The organism is Acidovorax sp. 94 (genome assembly GCF_003634645.1).
GTDB classification, from domain to species: domain Bacteria; phylum Pseudomonadota; class Gammaproteobacteria; order Burkholderiales; family Burkholderiaceae_C; genus Acidovorax; species Acidovorax facilis.
In genome coordinates, this window is the sequence record NZ_RBJA01000001.1 from 3,276,977 (window position 1) to 3,293,189 (window position 16,213).

The window sequence follows — 16,213 nt, forward strand, 5'->3', positions numbered from 1 at the left end:
TCGTCGTCCGTGGTGTCGGTGATTAGACCGGCTCGCCGTTCAGCCAGGTCTTCAGGATATTGGCCACAGCCACCGGGTTCTCCTTGGCCAGCACGCGCGCCTCTTCCAGACGCAATTGCTCCGGCGTGGCAGGAAGCACCTCGTTTTTCTTGGCGGGCGCAGGCAGCGCCGGGCGTTCGGGCGTTTCGGACTCCACGGCATCCAGCTGGCCACCGGCCACCGGGATGGCACGGGGCTTGGCCGCCGCGCCAGTGCCCTTGAGGGCCGGACGCACCAGGCCCATCAGCACCAGGGCCGCAAACAGCACCGCACCCACCGGCCAGGCAAACGACTTGGCCAGATCGATCACTTCAGGCTGCTTCCACAGAGGAATGTCGCTGGTTGGCGTTGCGGTCACCTGGAACGGTGTGTTCATGAGGTTGACGGAGTCGCCGCGATCCCGGTTGAAGCCAATGGTCTCGCGCACCAGCGCCGTCATCTGCTCCAGTTGCTCGGGTGTGAGCGCCTTCGACACGGTCTTGCCCTTGTCTTCCGTGGACTGGTAGTTGACCACCACCGCCGCGCTCACCCGCTTGAGGGCACCACTGCCGCCGCGCGTGACGCGCACCGTCTTGTCAACCTCGTAGTTGGTGATGGATTCGCGCTTGCTGCCCACAGCCTGGGCGCCCTGGGCCTGCTGGCCGGCGGCGGTGGGCGGCGGGTTGGCGCCATTGATGGGCGCGGCAGAGGGTGCAGGGGGCTGGTTGGTCGTGGCGCCCGGCACGCCCGTGGGCAGCGGATTGCCTTGGGGGCCTGTGCTTTCCACCACCTGCTGGCTGCGGATGGCGCTGGCATCGGTGGCCAGGTTGGGCCGGTGCTGCTCGGAAGTGGATTCGGTCTGGGTGAAATCCACCTCGGCCGTCACCTGCGCCTTGACGTTGTCGCGGCCCACCACGGGCTCCAGGATGTCCAGGATCCGGCGGGTGTACTGCTGCTCGATCTGCTGCACATACAGCAGTTGCTGCGCATCCACACCGTTTCCAGCGGCGGTATCGGTCGACTGGGACAGCAGCTTGCCTGTATCGTCCAGCACGCTCACGGCGGACGGAGACAGCTCTGGCACGCTGGAAGCCACCAGGTGCACGATGCCCGCCAGCTGCGCCCGATCCAGAATACGGCCCGGGTGCAGGCTCACCAGCACCGACGCCGAAGGCTTTTGCTGCTCCCGGAAAAATCCGTTCTGGTTGGGAAGCGCCAGATGCACCCGCGCACCCTGCACCGACGACAGCGCCTGGATGGAGCGCGTGAGTTCGCCCTCCAGGCCCCGCTGGAAGTTCAGGCGCTCCTGGAACTGTGTCATCCCAAATTTGCTGGATTCCATCAGTTCGAAACCCGCCACCGAACCCTTGGGCAGGCCCTGGGTGGCCAGACGCAGGCGCACATCATGCACGCGGTCTGCAGGGATCAGGATGGCACCACCGCCATCGGCGTGCTTGTAAGGCACATTCATCTGCGACAACTGGGCCACGATGGCACCGCCATCTTTGTCGTTCAGATTGGCAAACAGCACGCGGTAGTCAGGCTGGCGCCCCAGCACGATGGCCGCAATGGCCACCGCCACCAGCAGCGCCGCACCCACACCCAGCCGCATGCGCTGCGCCCTGTCGAGGGCAGACAGCCGCTGCAGCCAGTTCGGGCTGGCAGGGGGGGTGAGAGGAATTTCAGCAACTGCAGACATCTTGCTTTCCAGTAGGGTGGCCCGGCAAGGACCAAAGCGTGGGGTCGATTATTCGGTCACGCCTCCAAAATGTTCGCTGGATAAGCCGCGCGTTTGGCCATCAATTCAGAGCGATGGGTCCCGGCGCGATGGCTAGGATACGCAGCATACCGCCATTCCCACGGATACAGCCATGGACCTTCGCATCTCAAGCTCTACCGCCCCGCTCACGGGCGCTGGCGTGGCGCGCCGTGCTGCAGCGCCGCAAAACGACGCCAATGACGTGGGTTTCTCGGGGGCGCTCAAAGGCGCACTGCAGTCGGTCAGCGCCGCACAAAACCGCTCTTCGAACCTGCAGACCGAGGTGCAGATGGAAAACCCTTCTGTCAGCCTCGAAGAAACCATGGTGGCGATCCAGAAGGCCCAGATCGGCTTTCAAGCCACGCTGCATGTGCGCAACCGGATGGTGCAAGCCTATACCGACATCATGAACATGCAGGTTTAGCAGTGGCACTCCCCTGAGCGGCTGCGCCGCTTCCCCTCGCTCTCACAGCGCTGCGCGCTGTGGGCAAGGGGACGATGCCCTCGCTGCAGGGCGGCCCTTGCTTGGCATCCCTGGCCTTGGGGCGCGCCAGTATCGAACAGCAGGGACTCGGAAAACCCCTAATTTGATAGCTACCTGCGATTTTTGGATAAGCCCTAGAGGCACTTTTTTGCATGCGATCACGGGGGCGCAGCGCTCCCAACCGGCGACCTTGCTGCTTCCACCCAAGGCGTACTCGCTCCATACGGCGGGGGCCGATTTTTCACTCTTAATTTGATAGCAAAATACGCTTTATTTATAAGCGCTGCAGGCGATTTTTATCCGTAAAAAAGCCGACCTCGCGGTCGGCTTAGTTTTGGGCTCGGCGCCTGTCTCAATGCACCATCTGCGGCTGACCTTCGAACATGTGCTCAAACTGCGCCAGCCAGGGCTCGGCCAGGCAGCGGATCTGGGCATCGTTGCGCAGGATGCGCTGCATGATGCGGGTTTTCTCGCGTTTGTGCTCGGGCAGCAGCTCGTGCTCTTGCGACTTGAAACGCAACTGCTCGATCAGCACCGCGCAGGCGCCTTCGTAGCGCACCACACCATCCCAGTCCTTCAGACGTGCAGCCTCCAGCATTTTCGAGCTGCTGTCTTCAATGGCTTTGTAGTAGTCAATCAACATGTGGGACATGGTTATGCCTCCACCAGCACAGGCTGGCCAGTGGTGGCTGGCACAGCGGCAGAAGCCGCAGCGCCGTTTTTCTTGATTTCATTCCAGCCCTGTGCCACGGGCTCAATCAATCGCATGACTTCCTGCATCATGGCGTCATCATTGCGGGCATTGGCCAGAATCAGGCGACGCATGCAGTAGTCGTACAGGGCGCCCAGGTTTTGGGCCAGCTCGCCGCCATCCACCTTGTCCAGCGAAGTGCTTAAACCCTCTTCCAGGATTCGAATGGCCTTGGAAATGGCGTTGACCTTGCCCAACACGTCGCCACGTGCCATGGCGCCGCGGGCGGTGGCGATGGAATTGAGCACACCCTCATACAACAGATTCACCAGCTGGTGCTGGTCAATCGTGTGCATGCTGGTTTCAACATTGATGCGCTGGTAAGCGTTGGCTGCACGGGGGCTGTAGGCGCTGAACATGCTGACAATCCTTCCGAGGTATTACTTAAGTTATCGGCTGGCGCCAGAAAAACTGAAGCCCTTATCCACCCGTCGATTTGTTCCATGCAGACACCTGCTGCGAAATATAGGCATTCAGTCCGTTCAAGCTACTCAACTGCGTATCCAGAGCGTTGTACCGTCTGGTGATCCGCTTTTCAAAGGCATCCACCTTCTCGTTGACCCGCGTCTGATCCTGGCTGTTGCGTTTCAGACTCAGCTGCAAGGAGTCGTCCTTGGACTTGAAGAACCCATCATTCGACAGAAGGTTGGTGGCAAGCGCCTTGATCTTGACTGCGACCCCGTCTGCGGCACCTCCGCCGGTACTGCGAAAGAAGTTCTTCACATCTTCTGGGTTTTCGGTGAGCGCCTTGTTCAGCTTTGCACTGTCGACTGCCAGATCGCCGCCCCGCTGCTGGGTGATCCCAAGATCCACCAAGCGCTGAAATGCTCCCCCAGAGGAGGTAACCGACTGGATCGCGTTGCGCAGAGAGTTCTGAAGGGCCACAGTCGTGGAGTCGCCTTGAAACAGCCCGGCAGAGTTCGTTTTGGGGTCGAACTTCGTGGCCTCCTGCAACAGTTGGTTGATGTCGTTGTAAGCCTTCACAAACGCATCGATATTGGCCTTAACAGCCGAATCGTCTTTGCTGACAGTGATATCCACAGCCGCAGTCGTAACCTGCTCTGCCTTGAAGGTAACGCCCGAAATCGTGGAGGCAAACGTGTTGGTGGCAGACGTGACGGCAATGCCATTGACGGTTGCCTTGGCGTTGGCCGCCACCTGGGTCATGGTGCTACCAGCTACCAAACGCGACAAACCTGAAGCATCTGTGTTACCCGGACTGGTGATATCCGTATCACCACCCTCCATGACACTGAGACGAAAGCCAAACTCCTCGCCGGTGGATTTGCTGCGCAGCAGCAGGCGCTCTCCGGAGGCGTCCGACAAGATCGACGCAGTCACCCCGGCATTGGCGCCGTTGATTTTGCTGGCCACATCCGACAGCTTGTCAGTGGCGGTGATGGCAATGTCCACGGGCTGCCCGCTGCTGGGGGTGAACGAAGCGGGTGCCACACTCCACTTGCCCAGCTCAAGGCGCAGTGTGCCTGCACCCAGCGCACCACCCACCGGCAGCAGCGCTGCAGAGGCTGTGGCCTGGGCCTTGGCCAAGCCTTGCACCTCCACACTGAAAGTGGTGGGCAATGTGCCCCCAATAGCGGTGGCCGATACAAACTTGGAGTCTGAAGACGCAGTTGAAACGCCGTTCCAGCCCGTCAGGCTGGCCAGTTTTCCAGCAGCGTCTGAGAAGGCGGAGACCAGCGACTTGATCTGACCAAAGGCAGAAATTTTGGTGCTGACCGTGGCAGCCTGGAGTTTCAGTGTGTCCAGGGGCTTTTTTTCCAGAGCGACCAGCTGGGTGATGATGCTTTTGACATCAAGCCCGTTTGTGCCTACGCCTGGGGATGAAATGGTTGCCATACAAACCTCCTGAACTGGTTCAACGGAAATTATGGCGCCGAATGGCGTCAACGAACATCCGTAACACGCCAGGAAAACCTGTCTTATCCAGCGGTCCTGGCGCCCGCCTTCCAAAAAGCCAAATGGCGGCGACAGAAATCTGCCGCCGCCTGGGTCACATCAGGGCGCTGCAACGCCCCGACTGCCTTACCCGCCGCTGATTAACGCAGCAGGGCCAACACACCCTGCGGCAGCTGGTTGGCCTGCGCCACCATCGCGGTACCGGCCTGCTGCAGGATCTGCGAACGCGAGAGGTTTGCGGTTTCTGCGGCAAAGTCGGCATCCAGAATGCGCGAACGCGATGCAGACAGGTTTTCCGACGTCACTTGCAGGTTGCTGATCGACGTTTCAAAGCGCGATTGCAGAGCACCGAGCTTGGCACGCTCACCGTTGATGAAGGCCAGCGCAGAGTCCACCGTCTTCAGGGCGTTGGTCGCGTTGCTGAACGTGGTCACATCCAGTTTGGCCACGGTTTGCAGGGCAGAGCCACCGTTGTCCAGCTGGTTGCTGGCCGAGGTCACAGCGAAGGACTTTTCCGAGTCCAGCGTGATGTAGCCGCCGGTGCTCACGCGCTCCGCCGTCGTGTCGGCGCCCAAAGTGCGGGCCGCACCGTTGCTAGCGCCTGCTGCGTCGTAGCCGGTCACTGTCACAGTGGCGACGTTGGCGTTGGAGGTGTCGCCCACCACGATGTCATTGCCAGTCGCGTTGGTCAGGATGATCTGGCTGCCGTCCGAGCTCAGCGAAGCGTTGATCCCGGTCTTGGCTGCCTGATCGTTGATCGCAGACACAGCGGCAGACAGACGGTCCGTGCCAGTGGCCGAAGTCAGCGTGAACGACACGGTACGGGCGGCACCCACGTTGTCGCCTTCCAGCGTCAACGAGTAGGAACCGGCCGATGCCATGCCGCCCAGGCGCACTTCACTGCGTGCCGTGGCAGTCACACCGGTGTCTGCCTTGAGGGCATTGATCTGGTCGGCCGTGGCCTTGGCGGTGGCACTGGATGTCACCGACAGAGTGCCTGTGCCCAGGTAGCCACTGATGGCCACGGAACCGGCGGTCACGCCGTTGGCATTGGCCGTCGTACCACTGACGGGAGCCTGTGCGCCAATGCCCGAGCCGTTGGAAGCCACGTTCTGGTTGTTGCCATAGACACTGGTGCGCAGGTTGCCTGTTGCCGCCACGATGGTCTGGTTGGCGTTGGCGCCCACCTGGAACTGCTGCGTCCCGAACGAACCGTCCAACAGCTTGGCGCCGTTGAATTCCGTTGTCTGCGAAATGCGGTCCAGTTCTGCGACCAGCTGGCCGACTTCCGACTGCAGGGCCTGGCGGTCGCCAGCGCTATTAGAGGCGTTGGCCGACTGCACTGCCAGTTCGCGCACACGTTGCAGGATGTCGCCGGAAGCCTTCAACGCGCCTTCCGCCGTTTGCGCAAGGGAGATACCGTCGTTGGCATTGCGAACAGCCTGGTTCAGACCGCGGATCTGACTGGTAAAGCGCTCCGAAATCGCCAAGCCAGCGGCGTCGTCCTTGGCGCTGTTGATGCGCAACCCCGATGACAGGCGCTGGATGGAAGTGTTCAACGAAGTCTGGCTCATGCCCAGATTGCGCTGAGCGGTAAGCGAAGCCACGTTGGTATTGATGGTGGAAGCCATTGCAAATCTCCTGAAAGAACTGACTGAATATGGCGTTGCCGCCAGCCGGGGGCGCCAGCACTGCGCTGGCCTCCTGGGTTCGCCAGTGCTCTAGGGGCTATCTGGTGAACGGCGGGCCGCTTACGGACCGTTGCAATTGTTTTCGGTGTGCCTGAAGAAAACTTAAGGGCTAAACGCACAAGTTGTGCGACTTTTTTGCCGCTTATCTCCCCAACAGCCAAAAGCAGCGTCTCCACAATTCATCCATCGTTCCCCCATTGACAGCCGGACGGGTGCGCTTGAACCGGCAAACAGATCCGTCTTGCGACGTTAAGGAGTTTCGCCATGGCAGCAACCATCAATACCAACATCAGCTCGCTGACCGCCCAGCGCAACCTGGGCACCAGTCAGGCGTCGCTGAACACGGCCATCCAGCGCTTGTCGTCCGGGCTGCGCATCAACAGCGCCAAGGACGACGCCGCTGGCTTGGCGATTTCGGAGCGTTTCACCAGCCAGATCCGGGGCCTGAACCAAGCTGTTCGCAATGCGAACGACGGGATTTCGCTGGCTCAGGTGGCAGAAGGTGCATTGGGTGCTGCCGGCAACATCCTGCAACGTGTGCGCGAACTAGCAGTGCAGTCGGCCAACGCCTCCAACAGCGCTGGCGACCGCCAGGCCCTGCAACAAGAAGTCGGCCAATTGGTGGCAGAACTTGACCGGATTTCGCAAACCACCGAGTTCAACGGCCAGAAATTGCTGGACGGCACCTTCGGTACGCAGCAGTTCCAGGTGGGCGCCAACGCCAACCAGACCATCGTGGCGGCCACGGCCAACCTGCGCACCAGTGTGTACGGAAACAATCAGAACTCAGCTGCTGCGGGTGTTGCGTCGGGCGCAGTGGCGGCGGCAACCAATGGCGTTGCGGGTGGTTCGGTCGCCATCAGCGGATACCTTGGCACCAGCACGACCACCATTGCAGCGGGCGCCACCGCCAAGGCCACGGCAGATCAGATCAATGCTCTGAAGGCCAACACCGGCGTGACGGCCACGGCACGTACGGAGGTGCGCCTGGCCGGCTTCAGCGCAGCAGGCTCGTACACGCTGAATCTGACGGGTGACAACACCACCGCACGCTCAGTGTCTTTCACGCTCAGCTCAGCCACCGGCACAGACCGTCTGTCGGCTGCCGTATCTGCCATCAATGAGCAATCCGCGAAGACAGGCATCAACGCGTCGCTGAACTCGGACGGAACCCAAGTGATCCTGACCAACGATACGGGCAACAACATCTCTGTGGCAGATACCACGGTGGCCAATGCTGCGGATGTGACTGTGACGTCTTACAACGCCGCTGGCGCGTCTGTGGGTGCTGCTGGTATTACATTGGCATCCAATGCCACTGCCGACACTGCCACCGCAGGCGGCTACATCACTCTGGACTCTGACAAGTCCTTCGCGGTAAATGCTCAAGCGAACAACGGACAACTGGTTTCCGGCGGCTCAGGGCTGCAAAAAGTGGCTGATCTGGATGTAACAACTTTCAGCAACGCCACCAACGCCCTGAAGACGGTGGACTCTGCCCTGGCCTTTATCAGTGGCGAACGCGCCAAGCTCGGCGCTCTGCAATCTCGCTTCGAGACAAGCATCTCCAGCCTGCAGATTACGTCGGAGAACCTGTCCGCATCGCGCTCGCGCATCCAAGACGCCGACTTTGCGGCCGAGACCGCCAACTTGTCGCGCGCACAGATCCTGCAACAGGCCGGCACGGCGATGGTGGCCCAGGCCAACCAGATCCCTCAAGGTGTGCTGTCGCTGCTCAAATAGTTGGTCTGACCCACAACCGGGCAGTGAAGCTGCGTAAAGCAAGGGGCCCAGTGGGCCCCTTTGCACATGGCACACTGCTTTCAATGCCCCCCGCTCGTAGATCGGCGCCATCGTGCACACCAAAAACACCGAACCGTACGCATCCCGCCTGCATGCCGCGCTTGTTGCCGCAGACTGGCCCCTCCTCACCCGTCTGTGCCGTCAGGTTCTGCGCAAAAACAGCCGCGACCTCAAAGCCCACCGATTGCTGGGTTTCGCATTGAGCAAGCAGCGCAAATTCGAAGCCGCGCTCCAGGCCTACCGTCAGGCCCATGCATACTGGCCTGGAGATGCCGAGTTGCTGATCAACTATGCCAACGTGCTTATCGAGCAGGCACAGAATCAGGATGCACTACCCCTGTTGGAAGAGGTGTGCAAGCTGCGCCCACAGGAGGCCATTTCATGGATCAAGCTCGCAGAGTGCTGCTACCTGATGACCTTGCATGGCAAGGGGTTCGAGGCCAGCCAAAAGGCGGCTGCTCTGGCAACTACCCTGGAGGACCGCACTTCAGCACTCACGCAAAGTGCCATCCACCGGCGCGAACTGGGCCAAGTGCGCGAGGCAATCCAAGACTGCGAAACTGCCATCGCCCTTCGCCCCAACGATCCGGGCAACTACACCAACAAGCTGCTTTTCATGTTGGCAGACCCCCATGTCAGTGCAGAACAGCTCTCGGCGGCAGCACGACAATTTGGTGACACATTCGAGCCCCCCCTACAACCGAGCTGGCCGCGCTTTGAAGAACACCAGGGACTTCCGTGGCGGCGTCTGAAGGTGGGCTTTTTATCTCCCGACTTTCGCGCCCATGCCGTCATGTACTTCACGGAAGGGCTGCTGGCGCAACTGGACAGACGCCAATTTGAGGTGTTCGCCTTTTACCTGTTCCCCAAGAGCGACCATGTTACAGAGCGGGTGGAACGCCATGCAGACCACTTTGTGCGCCTCGCGGGCTTCAGCCCACAACAGCAAGCGGAACTCATTCGCGCCCAAGGCATTGACATCCTGATTGATCTCGCTGGCCACACAGGACACAACGGATTGCTCGCCATGGCACACAAAGCGGCGCCTGTGCAAGTGACCTGGCTCGGGTTTCCAGCCACTACAGGGCTCAGCGCGGTGGACTACAAGTTCACCGACGAGGTGACCGACCCACCAGACGCCCAGGATCAATACACCGAGCAGCTCTACCGTCTGCCCACGCTGTTTGCCTGCTACCGCCCCATGAGCCGCAACCCGCTGTGGCGGTATCAACCCCGCTACCAAGTGCGGCCAACACCTGCATTGGAAAACGGCTTCATCACCTTCGGCTCGTGCAACAACCTGGGCAAGCTCACCGACGAGGTGCTGGGCTTATGGGGCCGCGTACTGGAGGCTGTGCCCAACTCGCGTCTGCTCATCGAGGGCAAGGGCATGGAGCGGCCGGACTTTGCCAATGCGTACCGGCAACGCTGCCAGGGGCTTGGGTTGGACCCTGCTCGGCTAGACCTCGTCCCCCTGGACACCAACAACCAATACCTCACCTACCATCGGATCGATATCGCGCTCGACCCCTTCCCGCTCACCGGCGGCACAACCACCTTCGATGTGCTGTGGATGGGATTGCCCATCGTCTCCATGGTCGGCGATAGCTTCAAAAGTCGTATGGGCGTGAGCCTGTTGACCTACCTGGACCGCACAGAGTGGCTGGCGGAAAGCCCCGAAGACTATGTCCGCATCGCGTGTGCGCTGGCATCTGATGCTCAGGCGCTCAACGCTTTGCGACAAGGGCTGCGTGCAGAGGTGGAGGCTTCGGCCCTCATGCGCGAAGACATCTTCAACCATCATTTTGGCGAGGGATTGCGGGTGATGTGGCTGCGGTGGCTGGCGCAGGCAGAGCATCCGGACGATGCGCAAGCCCAGGCAAAGGCCCTTGAGTCGTGGTTACCAGGACTTCCTGAAGAGTGGTCCCACCCACCCGCACCGGGGGTGGGGCTGCGCCCTGGCCTACGGGTGACCCTAAGTGAGGCCCATCAGCGGCTGCAAATGCTGGTGAACAAGGCAAAGGTGTCACCTCCCCCGCAGCGCGCGGAATCCGAGTCTGCCGCTACGAAGATGGAGAGCCAACACTGGATCGCCGTAACTGAACTGGCCGAAATTGTGCTCAACGCAGTGCCCCATGACCCTGTGGCACTGGCGTGTCTAGCTGAAGTCGAACACGCGCATGGCCATACCGAATTTGCTGTGACCTATTTGCGCTATGCCACCGAAGCCATGAAGACCTTGGTGTAGCAAGCCCGGCGCTCAGACTCCCCAGATTAGCGGCGAAAAATGTCCTGAAGCGCGTCGCGTCGCGTCGCTTTGAAGACCACCTGCCCACCGGGCCCTGGGTAAACCGTGCAATTGCCCGGTGAGTCCGCATTGACCAGACTCGTCCCCTGGGAGATCACGGTGCCATCACCCACCTGGCACCCCCCAATGATGGCGGTGCCTGCATACATGACAACGCCCTCCCCCAGCACCGGCGCCGCGCCATGGTTCTTTCCCACCGTTGAGTTTTGATAGACCACCAGGTAATTGCCATAGGTCGCCTTGGCAAAGACGATACCCACCGAATGGCCGATGAACATGACCTCGGGCATGTCGATCTCATAGAACAGATCAATCCCGTTGAGCGCCTTGTTCAGCCCGAACAGCTTGGCGCAGAGCGTGCGGTTGCCCGTCGCCTTCCAGATCGTGTTGGACAGGTAGTAGAGAAACAGCGTGTATTGGGTGGAATGCAGGTGATCGAACTGGTCTGGCGTCCACCACCGCACTTCGTTGATGCAGCGGCCCAGCCGCAGCAGCGCCGCATCCAGGTGCGCCGCGAGCACAAACGGAGCATCGGTATCCAGTCCATCAGGGTAAAAGGTGGCCAGCTGGCGGGACACGTAGGCGGCCAGCTCGGTGCGGGACAAGTGCAGGGGCTTCAGCATGCGCGGGCTCCTTGGCAAGATTCCAGGACATCATCCAGTGCATCAAAAAGAGCCCGTGGCCGCCAGTGCAGCTCGGAGCACAGGCGTTCGATGTCCACCTGTGGCGCGGAACTGGGGACGGTCTGCAGGAGTGGCTGCACCTCACAGCCCCAGCGGCACGCCAGGTATTCGAACAGGTCGGCATTGGACACGTTGGCACCAGACGCCACGTTGTACACCGGCTGCCGACCAGAAACCGCGATACGGATGAGCGCATCGACCACATCATCCAGGTGCACATAGTCACGGGCGAAGTGGGGGGAGGAAGATACCTCGACCCGTGCCACACCGGCGCTCCGGGCCGCCAGCACTTGCCGCAGCAGCGCAGGCAGGAAGCCATCGGCATCCTGGGGCCCTTCGTACACGCATGCCAGCCGCGCCACGCGGGCGCACCCTTGGCCCGCCACATGGCACAGCGATTCGCCCAGACCTTTGGAAAAGTCATACAGATGGCGGGGGTTGGCCGGGTCCAGGGGCAGCACTGCGATTTCGTTCGCCAAGCCCGCTCCTTGGCCGTCGTACAGCCGGGTGGACGACAGGTAGACCAGGGATTCCAGCGAACCCCGCTCCAGCCCATGTTGCAGTACCTGGGCCAGGTGGCTTACATGGGCCTCCACGGTATCGAAAGGACGCGCCAAATAGTCTGCCGTGAGCCCCGCGCAATAAATGACGTGCCCTAGTGGTGCCAGCCAAGGCCAAGGCTCATGGCGGGCGGGGGCCCACACCTGCGCACCCCGCGCCTGCAGGGTCGCACACAGGCGGGCGCCCACAAAGCCCGCGGCACCGACCACCGTGAAGCGCAAGCCCTGCAGGTCTCGCAGGCCCTGCACAACCAACGGCGCTTGCTCCGAAACCATCAGAAGCCGCCCACAGGGTGGTGCAGGTGCGGTGCCTTGTGCGGCAACAGCTTGGGGCTGACCCCTTCAACAATGCGGAAGGCACTGCCTTGCACACGGGCGGCATCCGACACCGCCAGCATGTTGAAACCGTGTGGCGGGCCTTCCAGGTACACGGAGTCCAGCGGCACCAGCTCAATCGGCTGGCCAGACATTTCGCGGTGCGAGTTGATGTCGCGCACGGCATAAACGGCATAGCCCAGGTCCAGGAACAGGCGGCACAGAGGTGTGGCACGCAGTCCACTACTCCAGTCCACATAGGTGCGGTGCAGTTCGAAGACCACATGGGGCCGGTCACGCGCCAGCACCTGCTGGGCCCCTTGCAACGCGGCCAGCTCTGCGCCCTCGATGTCCAGCTGGATCAGGCCGATGCGCCGCCCGTGGCGCTGGGCATAGTCATCCATCGCCACGGTCTCAAAACCGCTGCCGTCCTGGGCCGTGACCATGTTGGCAAAGGAGTCAAAGCCATCCAGACGCATGCGTTCTCCGCTGCGGCTCCATAGCCCGGCCACGTTCACCTCCACATTGCTCAGTGCGTTGATATCGATATTGCGCTGCAGCATGGCCGCCTGCTGGGGGTTGGGCTCGAAGCAATGCACCCGCAGGCCCCGCCCTGCCAGCTGGCGGGCCACCAGCACCGCCTGATCGCCAAAGTAAGCACCGCCCACCAGCACATCCCCTTGCAGATCGCGGCCCAGCTCCAGCAACAGCTTGGTGGTTTGCGGCTCCCACACATGGGTAGGGTACTCCGACTCCGACAACAGGAAGTCGCGAGCGATCTTGGTGCGGTACAGGAACTGAAAGCGCGTGCCATCGGCCAGCACCTTTTCGTACTGGTCCGTGTCCAGATGGAGGGCATCGATCACAGGACCGGTCACGTCGTCCCGCACCGAGCCTTCGCAGGCGATCTGCGCCTCGCTCTCGCGCAACAGCGCAATCAGGCGAGCGCGTAGCACGGGGTCACGCCCCAAGGTTTGCATGGCTTGCTGCAGGCGTTTGCCGTCCAGGTCGCGTGGGTCATTGCTGGTCATGGCGAAGGCTCCTTGAAACATGAATCCATTAGAAAATTTCCAGGCGCGGCACGGCCACCACCATCTGGGCGCCCCAACTGCGCGTGTAGTCGAGCTGGTCAGCCACTTCGCTGCGCAGGTTCCAGGGCAGGATCAGGATGCGCTGCGGCTTGTGGGCGCGCAGGTGCGCCTCGCTCACCACGGGGATGTAGCTGCCAGGCAGGTACTGGCCCTGCTTGGCAGGGTTCTTGTCCACGGCATAAGGCAGCAGATCGGGCCGCACACCCGCAAAGTTGAGAAGGGTGTTGCCCTTGGCGGCCGCGCCGTAGGCGCCCACGGTGATGCCGTCGGCCTGGCATTGCAGCAAAAATGTGAGCAGCTCTCGCTTGACCCGTATGGCCTGGGCCTGGAAATCGCTGTAAAAACCTGCGCCCAGCATGCCCGCCGCTGCCTCGGTGGCCAGCAGTTGCTGCACGCGGACGGCGCCTTCAGCCGTTACCTGGGGGTGGCCCACGGTATCGGCGCGGGCGGCAAACACACGCAGGCTGCCGCCGTGGGTGGGCAGCTCTTGTACATCGATCACCGCTAAGCCGTTGGCCGCAAAGATGCGCTGCACCGCCGTGAGCGACAAATAGGAATAGTGCTCGTGGTACGCCGTGTCGAACTGGCAGCCCTCCACCATGCGCAGCAGGTGCGGAAACTCGAACGTCGCCACGCCATGGGGCTTGAGCAGCCGCGTGAAGCCGCCCACAAAGTCGTTGATGTCGGGCACATGGGCCAGCACATTGTTGGCGGCGATCAGGTCGGCCTGGCGGCCTGCGGCGGCCAGCTCGTCGGCCAGCGCCACGCCAAAGAACCGATCCACCACCTCAATGCCCTTGGCGCGGGCTGCGGCTGCCGTGCTGGCGGTGGGCTCCACGCCGTAGCAAGAAATGCCAGCCGCCTGCACGTATTGCAGCAGGTAGCCGTCGTTCGACGCGACCTCGACCACGCGGCTGCGGGCATTGAGCCCCAGGCGTTCGCGCATCGCTTCGACATAGGCCTTGGCGTGGGCCAGCCACGACGATGAGAACGAGCTGAAATACGCGTAGTCGTCGGTGAACAGCGCCTCGCGCCCGGCGTGGTCTTCGGTCTGTACCAGCCAGCAGGTCTCGCACACCAACAGGCGCAGGGGGAACCAGGTCTCAGGCGCGCGCAGGGCGGCTTCGCTCAGGTAGGCGTTGGACGGGGGCGCGCTGCCCAGGTCCAAAAACGGCAGTTGCAGCGGGCTGCCGCAGTGTCGGCACTTCACAGGCGCACTCCTTCGAATTCTTCGGTCATCCCGGGCTGGCCTGCGTCGCGGGGCGACATTTGCCCCACCGGCAGCGGCCAGGCAATTGCCAGGCGCGGGTCGAGCGGGTACAGCCCCGCCTCGGCAGCGGGAGCATAGGCGGCAGAGTGGCAATACAGCAACTCGGCATGGTCGGTCAGCGCCTGGAAGCCGTGGGCAAAACCGGGCGGGATCAGCAGCGCGTTGCCGTTGTCTGCGGATAAATGCTCGGCATGCCACTGCAAAAAAGTGGGCGAGCCCTGGCGCAGGTCCACGGCCACGTCCCAGACCTCGCCGCGCAGGCAGGTCACCAGCTTCATCTCGGCGTGTGGCGGCTTTTGGTAGTGCATGCCACGCACGGAGCCTTGGAGGGCTGTGTAGCTCTGGTTGATCTGGGCGATGGGCGCCGTCCAGCCCGCGCCCGCTAATTCCTCGGCGCAGAACAGACGCGCAAAAAAGCCGCGCTCGTCCACCAGCGGCTGGCGCTGAACACGGAAAAGCCCAGCCAGCGGCAGCGGCGCCAGGGCCAGGCGGCTCATGGGCGCGCCTCCCACGCGTCGATGTCGGCCAGGCACAGCGCGCGGGCATCGGCGCCGCCGCGTTGCTGCCGGTACCAGTTCATGGTGCGCGCCACGGCCGTGGTCAGCGCCCAGTGCGGGGCCACGCCCAGCGACTGGCGGGCGTGTGCGGTCTCCAGCGCCAGCCAGCCGGCTTCGTGCGGGCCTTTACTCTCATTTTCATAGCTGGTAGCGCTTGATGGATAAGCGCTAGATGCCAATTCGATCACATTTTTGACGGTGGCAGCCTCGTGCGGCAGCGGGCCGAAGTTGTAGGCACCGGCCAGCGCGGGCGATTCCCACAGGCACTGGGCCAGGCGCAGGTAGGCGGCCAGCGGCTCCAGCACATGCTGCCAGGGGCGCGTGGCCTGGGGGCGGCGGATGTGCAGGGTCTGGCCGGCTTCCCAGGCGCGCACGGCGTCGGGCAGCAGGCGGTCTTGGGCCCAGTCGCCACCGCCAATCACGTTGCCCGCGCGGGCGGTGGCCACGGCGATGCCCTGGGCGGCCAGAAAGGAATCGCGGTAGCTGGCCGTGACCAGCTCGGTGGCGGCCTTGCTGGCGCTATAGGGGTCGTGCCCGCCCAGGGCGTCGTCCTCGCGGTAGGGGTAGGCCCATTCGCGGTTGCGGTAGACCTTGTCGGTGGTGACCACCACGGCCACGCGCACGCCAGCCAGCCCGCGCAGGGCATCGAGCAAATGCGCCGTGCCCATCACGTTGGTGGAAAAGGTATCCAGCGGCGCTGCATAGCCGGGCCGCACCAGCGCCTGCGCGGCCAGGTGCAGCACCACCTCGGGCCGGGCGGCGCGCACGCGCATGGCCAGGGCCTGGGGGCTGCGGATGTCGCAAAAGTGGTTCTCCATGCCCGGCGCGGCCTGCCCGAGCTGGGCCAGGGTGAACAGGTTGGGCTCGGTGGCGGGCGGCAGCGCCACGCCAGTGACCTGCGCGCCCAGGCGCTGCAGCCACAGGGCCAGCCAGGCACCTTTGAAGCCGGTGTGGCCAGTGAGCAACACGCGCTTGCCGCGCCAGAAGTCGGGATCAGGGCGCATCG

General features: G+C 62.6%; 14 protein-coding genes. 3 read left to right on the forward strand and 11 right to left on the reverse strand.

Features of this window, described 5'->3' with window-relative positions; genetic code table 11:
* Positions 1-22: 22 nt before the first annotated feature.
* Positions 23-1,717, reverse strand: a complete 1,695-nt coding sequence (gene fliF, locus C8C94_RS15040; protein WP_121421279.1) for a flagellar basal-body MS-ring/collar protein FliF — start codon at positions 1,715-1,717, stop codon at positions 23-25.
* A 172-nt stretch (positions 1,718-1,889) separates the two neighbouring features.
* Here fliF and fliE point away from each other — a divergent pair, with 172 nt between their 5' ends.
* Positions 1,890-2,201, forward strand: coding sequence for a flagellar hook-basal body complex protein FliE (fliE, locus tag C8C94_RS15045; RefSeq protein WP_055398288.1), 312 nt, complete (start codon positions 1,890-1,892; stop codon positions 2,199-2,201).
* Positions 2,202-2,613: 412 nt separating this feature from the next.
* Here the strand turns inward: fliE and C8C94_RS15050 are convergent, their stop codons facing one another.
* From C8C94_RS15050 to C8C94_RS15065, 4 genes are all read right to left on the reverse strand, one after another.
* Positions 2,614-2,913, reverse strand: coding sequence for a flagellar protein FliT (locus C8C94_RS15050; RefSeq protein ID WP_121421280.1), 300 nt, complete (start codon positions 2,911-2,913; stop codon positions 2,614-2,616).
* 2 nt (positions 2,914-2,915) lie between these two features.
* Entirely contained in the window at positions 2,916-3,371 is a 456-nt protein-coding gene (gene fliS, locus C8C94_RS15055) for a flagellar export chaperone FliS (RefSeq protein WP_008904393.1), read from the reverse strand.
* A gap of 61 nt (positions 3,372-3,432) precedes the next feature.
* Positions 3,433-4,869, reverse strand: coding sequence for a flagellar filament capping protein FliD (fliD, locus tag C8C94_RS15060; RefSeq protein ID WP_121421281.1), 1,437 nt, complete (start codon positions 4,867-4,869; stop codon positions 3,433-3,435).
* 200 nt (positions 4,870-5,069) lie between these two features.
* The gene (locus tag C8C94_RS15065) at positions 5,070-6,560 is read right to left on the reverse strand and encodes a flagellin (RefSeq protein WP_121421282.1); all 1,491 of its coding nucleotides are present in this window, start codon (positions 6,558-6,560) and stop codon (positions 5,070-5,072) included.
* 324 nt (positions 6,561-6,884) lie between these two features.
* Between C8C94_RS15065 and C8C94_RS15070 the strand changes: the two genes are divergently transcribed.
* Both C8C94_RS15070 and C8C94_RS15075 read left to right on the forward strand, forming a co-directional pair.
* Entirely contained in the window at positions 6,885-8,363 is a 1,479-nt protein-coding gene (locus C8C94_RS15070) for a flagellin (protein ID WP_121421283.1), read from the forward strand.
* Between the two features lie 112 nt (positions 8,364-8,475).
* The gene (locus C8C94_RS15075) at positions 8,476-10,671 is read left to right on the forward strand and encodes a tetratricopeptide repeat protein (RefSeq protein WP_121421284.1); all 2,196 of its coding nucleotides are present in this window, start codon (positions 8,476-8,478) and stop codon (positions 10,669-10,671) included.
* A 26-nt stretch (positions 10,672-10,697) separates the two neighbouring features.
* Here the strand turns inward: C8C94_RS15075 and C8C94_RS15080 are convergent, their stop codons facing one another.
* From C8C94_RS15080 to rfbG, 6 genes are read right to left on the reverse strand one after another with little or no spacing between them, the layout of a single operon-like run.
* On the reverse strand, positions 10,698-11,354 hold the full coding sequence (locus C8C94_RS15080) for a hypothetical protein (protein ID WP_233573481.1): 657 nt from the start codon (positions 11,352-11,354) through the stop codon (positions 10,698-10,700).
* Positions 11,348-12,250, reverse strand: a complete 903-nt coding sequence (locus C8C94_RS15085; protein WP_121421285.1) for an NAD(P)-dependent oxidoreductase — start codon at positions 12,248-12,250, stop codon at positions 11,348-11,350. Before C8C94_RS15085 ends, C8C94_RS15080 begins: the two co-directional genes overlap by 7 nt.
* Complete coding sequence (locus C8C94_RS15090) at positions 12,250-13,320, reverse strand: FkbM family methyltransferase (RefSeq protein ID WP_233573482.1); 1,071 nt, start codon at positions 13,318-13,320, stop codon at positions 12,250-12,252. The genes C8C94_RS15085 and C8C94_RS15090 overlap by 1 nt, the downstream gene beginning before the upstream one ends.
* A 28-nt stretch (positions 13,321-13,348) precedes the next feature.
* Entirely contained in the window at positions 13,349-14,590 is a 1,242-nt protein-coding gene (locus C8C94_RS15095; protein ID WP_121421286.1) for a class I SAM-dependent methyltransferase, read from the reverse strand.
* Positions 14,587-15,147, reverse strand: coding sequence for a dTDP-4-dehydrorhamnose 3,5-epimerase family protein (locus tag C8C94_RS15100; protein ID WP_121421287.1), 561 nt, complete (start codon positions 15,145-15,147; stop codon positions 14,587-14,589). The genes C8C94_RS15095 and C8C94_RS15100 overlap by 4 nt, the downstream gene beginning before the upstream one ends.
* Positions 15,144-16,211 (reverse strand): CDP-glucose 4,6-dehydratase, encoded by a 1,068-nt coding sequence (rfbG, locus tag C8C94_RS15105; RefSeq protein WP_121421288.1) that lies wholly within the window; start codon positions 16,209-16,211, stop codon positions 15,144-15,146. The genes C8C94_RS15100 and rfbG overlap by 4 nt, the downstream gene beginning before the upstream one ends.
* Positions 16,212-16,213 lie beyond the last annotated feature (2 nt).